The sequence below is a fragment of the Brevinematia bacterium genome (genome assembly GCA_039630355.1).
Lineage (GTDB): Bacteria > Spirochaetota > Brevinematia > DTOW01 > DTOW01 > SKYB106.
Genome location: JBCNVF010000028.1, coordinates 1 through 5767 on the forward strand (window position 1 = coordinate 1; position 5767 = coordinate 5767).

Here is a 5767-nt window from a genome sequence, read left to right on the forward strand (position 1 = left end):
GGATAAAATACGTTTTTACCTGCCCTTTTAGGGATTGAAACGCGCAAGAGATCTAGAACCTGGGACATTCCGCTGGTGGTTTTTACCTGCCCTTTTAGGGATTGAAACCCTCAGCTCAGGAGGTGTATATGCAGGAAGTGAAAGAGTTTTTACCTGCCCTTTTAGGGATTGAAACAGAAGGAAGGTAGCAAAGAAGTGTCTAAATTTATGTGGGTTTTTACCTGCCCTTTTAGGGGTTGAAACTTCTAAAAATTTTAGACTTCACTCTCCGAGGATAGGTTTGTTGACAGAGAGTGGAATAAATGTATAAAATTTAGAGTGTCTACCTTTGCGAGGTCGTCTAACTGGCAGGACACGGGACTTTGGATCCCGCAGTGAAGGTTCGAGTCCTTCCCTCGCAGTGCTACGGGCCTATAGCTCAGGTGGATAGAGCATCGGTTTCCTAAACCGAGTGGGCTGGTTCGAGTCCAGCTAGGCCCAAAAGGAGACTAGAATGGTTCTTACAACAATACTCTCAGTGCTACTCGTAATAAATGCAATACTTCTGGTAATCGTAATCCTCCTACAGAGCAGAGGAGGCGCAGAAATAGGAATATTTGGAGGAAGTAACCTCCTAAATCCCTTTGGCTCAAGAGCCGGAGATATTCTCTCAAACATAACTAAGATCCTCGGAATATCCTTCATGGTTCTAGCATTCCTAATCTCATTCTCCATATCTAAGTCTACAATAAAAGTCCCCGTCCAAAAGCAACAATCAATTGAGCAACTACCACAACAAACAACCGAACCTACACCACAACAAACACCACAACCAATTGAACAGCTACCACAACAAACCGAACCACTATCAACATCTCAGTAAGCATAAAAACTCTAACCTACAAACCCATAAACATCACTATACTACCATAACCCTCCCAAGTTGACGGAACAAACACCCTCACCACACCATCGTAAATGATAGATATATCCTCAAAACCCCCCACATGACTAGGCAAAAATATCCTGCTATCTATAATCTGATCTCTTAGAACCCCAGAGTCACTAACCTCAACTATCCTTACAAAAGCACTACCAAGACCATCACTTTCAACTACCGCCCAAAGACTGTGGTTAAAATACCTAATCCCAGCTAGATCGTAAATAGTGTTAGTTGTGGAAAATGAAAAGTTAGTGTGAAAGCTGTTATTGGTAAAAGTGACAATCCTAAGTTCATTAGTTTTAGCAAAAGCAAAATGCAGACTCCCACTCGGAAAACTAACAACACCAACTTTCTCAGTTCCCCCTACATTCGTTTCAAATAAAACTCCAAAATTGGTGAAAACGCTAACCTTGTCACTATTATATACGGAAAACAATACCCTCTCAAGAGCTGGATACCTCTCTGATTTCACCTTAAAACTACCCCCAAGATTCGTAACAAAGTTTGTAAAGTTATTAGAAACATCTGTCACCAGAAGAGTAAAATTAGTCTTAACTCTTATTACAAGACACTTGTTGCTAACTCTAGTAAAGTCAAAGTCTTCTACACTTCCAAGGTTTGCAAGCTGATAAAAGTTCGTAAGATCAGCATTAAGATTCGTTCTTATGATCAAAGCCTGATCCTCTCTTATGTAACCTACCAAAAACTTGCTATCCAAACTTATGCTCCTTATCTTCCCAGTAGAAAGTATGTTCAGAGAACCAGGTGTTATCCTCTCTCTTGAGAAGTTATTTTCCTCCTTGGCAACAAAAAGCGACGAAAAAACACTGTCAGTGAAAAAGAGTCTCACTCTGTCCAAAGATAATTCAGAGTTGATGAAATAGTAATTCCTAGCACTCACCCTGTTTAGCTCATAACGAAAGTAGTTTGCTACTACAACCGGTAGAAAACAAACTTGAGAAATATTCCCACCCATGTCCTTAGCCCACATCCTAAGCACATTCGTCCCATTACTGAGAACGTAAGTGTTCAAAACTAATGAATTCGTACCAAAATTCTCAAAAATATACTCATTAGTTACATTACCACACCCTAGGTATACAAAAGTTTTATTAGAGTCTATCACTTCAATAGGTATGCTAAACGACGCCCCATATAGATACGAATTACTACCAATAAGAAAACTGAGATATGGTGGAGAAAAGTCAAACAGAAACTCCCTAACATTTGTTATCTTATCATCTACGACCACACTAATACTGTTCGTCCGATTTTCATCAAACAAATCTGAAGTAATGAGAAACTTCAAGTTCGTTACTCCGTTCGTAGCCATAACAAGAGATGAGTTTGTAAAAACTTTAAGTGAGGTATAATTGGTAGCAGTTAAGGATATATCAAAGTAAAAGTCACAATTGGTTACTACAAAACCCTGTGGCAAAACTGAAAGCATAAGCTCATTTGAAATCCAACAAGTCACAACCCTTCTAGAAGATGTATTTCCTAAAGAATCCCGAGCATAAGCCCCTATTTCAAGCATTCCATTTGTAAAATCGTAGGTATTCACCTCTGCTTCCCAGAAAGTCTGGTTAGTAAAACTATAACTCACCCCCCTAACCTCAAGATAAGTTATAGCCCCACTCTCATCTTCAGTCTTACCAACAATTAAAACCAAACCACTAAGAACTGAAGAATTTGTTGGGAAAATAATCTCCACATAAGGAGGAGAAATATCAAATACTTTGTTTGTATTAGAAGGTTCAAGAGTTTCGTAAAGATTTATTCTAAAATTGCATCCTAGAACTAGCAATAATAAAGCTAAATAGGCTAACAAGAAACTCTTGTATTTCATTCTTCAAAACTCAATATTTTTCAACATAGGTAGACACAAGGTATGTTTCATACCCTTTCTTCTTTAAAATATCTCTGACCTTAACTGCACTGTCTTTATCCCCATAGTCTCCTACTCTGACTCTATTGAATGTTGTGTTTTCAATTACCTTTACAGTTATATATGAGTTATCAAATCCATCCCTTCTAAGCTTTTCCAGCAAATTTTGAGCTAAAGCTCTATTGGTAAAAGCACCAACCTGGACTGCAAATTCGTAAGCACTCTCCTTGCTAAACGAATAATACTCTCCTACCATTTTACTATACTCTTCCTCAGAAAATACCCCACTTCCAAGCTTGACAATTCTAATTCTTGCAAAAGTAATACCATCTCTTATCATATCAATTTCCTGAGCAGACCTTTTTGAGATATCAAGTATTCTACCCTCAACAAAAGGACCTCTGTCATTCACCATTACTACAACAGACTTACCATTCTTAGTATTCATAACTTCAAGTATCGTTCCAAAAGGAAGCGTCCTACTAGCACAGGTATATTTGTTATAATCAAACACAGCTCCACTTGCAGTTTTCCTACCAGCAAACTCTTCACCATAGAAAGAAATATACCCATAGAAGTATTCTTCCTGACTACCAAAGCAAATAGGCAAAAAACTTAGCAAAAAAGTAACTACAAAAATACCAACACCTATCACCATCTTCCATCGCATAAACTTATGATAAACAAAGCTTTTTGTTTTTTTCAATCTAGAATGAAGCAGTGTAATAAATTCTACACCTCCACTGGGTAAGCAAGTAAGATTCTAAAATTTTCTTACTTGCCCTTTGGTCTTCTCAGTCACAAAAGTTCATAAAAGAAGTAGTAAGCAAAAACTTAGTCTCCTATACCTAACGGAAATAGAATTTATTTGGAAACCTGCGGGAATGAAATTAAATAATTTTTTTGTGAAAGAGCGTGTAGAGACATTGATTCAGGCCTTGCCATACATAGTGAAGTTTAAGGGAACCATAATTGTCATAAAGTATGGTGGAAGCGTGATGATTGATGAGGAACTTAAGCAATCATTTTGTGAGGACGTAGTTTTACTAAAGCATCTGGGGATTCATCCGGTAGTGGTCCACGGTGGTGGTAAGAAAATCTCAGAATTGATGGAAAAACTCAACAAGAAACCAGAATTTCTAAAAGGGCAAAGGGTTACCGATAAAGAGACTGTCGAGATAGTGGAAATGGTGTTAAGCGGTATGATAAACAAAGATGTTGTATTTAACATCATAATGAAAGGTGGTAAAGCAGTAGGAATTTCCGGTAAAGATAACTTCACAATAAAGGCAAAGAAAAAATACCTAGATGGCGATATTGACTTAGGTTTTGTTGGAGAAGTGGAGAAGATAGATCCATCCCTAGTTATCTCCCTTATAAACGAAGGTTTTATTCCTGTTATATCTCCCGTTGGGGTGGATGCGGACGGAAATTCCTACAACATAAATGCAGATGATGTAACCGCAGAGATCGCCGTAGCTCTTAAAGCAGAAAAGCTTATCTACTTAACAGATGTAAAGGGCATATACAGAGATATAAATGACGAAACTACTTTCATCCCATCTTTAACCATAAAGGAACTTAGTAATCTTATTGAGTCTGGTGCAATAAAAGAAGGAATGATTCCTAAAGCTATGTCAATGATAAAAGCCATTGAAAGAGGAGTAAAAAAGATACACATAATAGACGGAAGGGTAAAACACTCTCTACTGATAGAGATATTTACTGACGAAGGGATAGGAACACAAATAGTGATCTAGATAAGATTCTTACCATCTAGGAAAGATAGAAGGATAGTATTGAATTCCTCTGGTACCTCAAGAGGAGAAAGATGTCCTACATTCTCAAGCTCAAACAAAGTAGCATTAGGCAAATTGTTAGCCATCTCTTTCATTACACTTATTGGAACCACTTTATCATCTTTCCCTGCAAGCAAAAGGCAAGGTAAATTTATCTCCCCAAGTAAACTCCTAGAATCAGGTCTTGTAGCAATCACATAAACTAGCGCTGACAAACCCTCTTTAGTTGTATTTTTAACGATCTCCTCAAGGAATTTTACAACCTCAAGCCTGTTCTGCAAAGTGTAGTCCGAAACTAGGTTTTTAGTGAAAGACTTTAGGTATTCGTCCAAGTTTTCATTTATTTTCTCTAAATCTGATAATCTCCTTTTTCTCCCTTCCTCATCAAGTGCTTCAGGTCTAGTATGACAGAAAACGAAACCAGATATTCTATCCCTGTGTTGTCTCCAGAGTTCAAACATCACATATCCACCCATACTGGTGCCAACTGGAATCAGCTTACTAAAGCCAAGAGAACTTATATTACTCCATATAATCTCAACAAGCTCCTTGACATTCATCTCAATCTTTTGCGGTTTTTCGCTTTTTCCAATACCTGGATAATTAACAGCAATGAACGGAATCTTTTTTTCCCTTAGAAGCTTGATTTGGTTTACATACATATCCTTGGTCGTAGGGAAGGCAGGCAAGAAAAGCAAAGTGTTTCTACTCTTCTCTAAACTACAATGTTCTATATCCAACTTCATAGCTCTATTATGAAGCCAGTCTTAACAAGTATGCAAAATTCGGATACAGCTTATCTACGTAAGCCATAAATCTACTCAGCGAGTGTAATAGCTTTTGTAAATCTCATCTCAGTCACCTTAAACTTACCAAGCTCCTCTCCCAACTTCCTCAGACTATCTATTATCAACGGCAACTTATCCCTCGCCCTCATCAATACCCCCACACCTCTCGCCAACACCCCATACACCTCCTCAAACCTCTCACTCAAACTACTCGTCGCCTCCTTCACCCCATACACCGCCCTCACTATCTCCTCCATACCCCTCCTGCTCTCCTCCATCGCACCCCTTATCTCATCACTGTAAACCATCAACTCACTCACCACCCTCATCAAACCCTCATTCGTCTTCCCCACCTCCACCATACTCATGT

Annotated in this window: 6 protein-coding genes, 2 tRNA genes and 1 CRISPR repeat array; of the genes, 4 read left to right on the plus strand and 4 right to left on the minus strand. The window is 38.4% G+C overall.

Features of this window, described 5'->3' with window-relative positions; genetic code table 11:
• Nucleotides 1–11: 11 nt before the first annotated feature.
• A CRISPR array of direct repeats spans nt 12–243; the repeat unit is 30 nt; unit sequence GTTTTTACCTGCCCTTTTAGGGATTGAAAC.
• A gap of 86 nt (nt 244–329) precedes the next feature.
• The 3 genes from ABDH28_02255 (at nt 330) to secG (ending at nt 862) form a co-directional block, all read left to right on the plus strand.
• A tRNA-Gln gene (locus tag ABDH28_02255) sits at nt 330–401 on the plus strand.
• Between the two features lie 6 nt (nt 402–407).
• Nucleotides 408–480 (plus strand) — tRNA-Arg (locus tag ABDH28_02260).
• 13 nt (nt 481–493) lie between these two features.
• Nucleotides 494–862 carry a preprotein translocase subunit SecG gene (secG, locus tag ABDH28_02265; GenBank protein ID MEN2997848.1) on the plus strand — a complete coding sequence of 123 codons (369 nt, stop codon included), beginning with the start codon at nt 494–496 and terminating at the stop codon, nt 860–862.
• 16 nt (nt 863–878) lie between these two features.
• On the opposite strand, the gene ABDH28_02270 is transcribed toward secG, so the two are convergent.
• Complete coding sequence (locus ABDH28_02270; GenBank protein MEN2997849.1) at nt 879–2771, minus strand: hypothetical protein; 1893 nt, start codon at nt 2769–2771, stop codon at nt 879–881.
• A gap of 10 nt (nt 2772–2781) precedes the next feature.
• Nucleotides 2782–3480: a septal ring lytic transglycosylase RlpA family protein gene (locus tag ABDH28_02275; GenBank protein MEN2997850.1), complete on the minus strand. Its 699-nt coding sequence runs from the start codon at nt 3478–3480 to the stop codon at nt 2782–2784.
• A 235-nt stretch (nt 3481–3715) separates the two neighbouring features.
• Between ABDH28_02275 and argB the strand changes: the two genes are divergently transcribed.
• Nucleotides 3716–4570 (plus strand): acetylglutamate kinase, encoded by an 855-nt coding sequence (argB, locus tag ABDH28_02280; protein MEN2997851.1) that lies wholly within the window; start codon nt 3716–3718, stop codon nt 4568–4570.
• Here the strand turns inward: argB and ABDH28_02285 are convergent.
• Together ABDH28_02285 and ABDH28_02290 are read right to left on the minus strand one after the other, a co-directional pair.
• Nucleotides 4567–5355: an alpha/beta hydrolase gene (locus tag ABDH28_02285; protein ID MEN2997852.1), complete on the minus strand. Its 789-nt coding sequence runs from the start codon at nt 5353–5355 to the stop codon at nt 4567–4569. The two genes, argB and ABDH28_02285, sit on opposite strands and share 4 nt — an antisense overlap.
• A gap of 71 nt (nt 5356–5426) precedes the next feature.
• The coding region (locus tag ABDH28_02290) for a hypothetical protein (protein MEN2997853.1) at nt 5427–5767 on the minus strand (341 nt) is incomplete at its 5' end.

What these genes read in the sequence shown, in the direction of transcription:
- ABDH28_02270 (MEN2997849.1), bottom strand. Translation starts at nt 2,771, where the DNA reads ATGAAATACAAGAGTTTCTTGTTAGCCTATTTAGCTTTATTATTGCTA.
- ABDH28_02275 (MEN2997850.1), bottom strand. Translation starts at nt 3,480, where the DNA reads ATGCGATGGAAGATGGTGATAGGTGTTGGTATTTTTGTAGTTACTTTT.
- secG (MEN2997848.1), top strand. Translation starts at nt 494, where the DNA reads ATGGTTCTTACAACAATACTCTCAGTGCTACTCGTAATAAATGCAATA.
- ABDH28_02285 (MEN2997852.1), bottom strand. Translation starts at nt 5,355, where the DNA reads ATGAAGTTGGATATAGAACATTGTAGTTTAGAGAAGAGTAGAAACACT.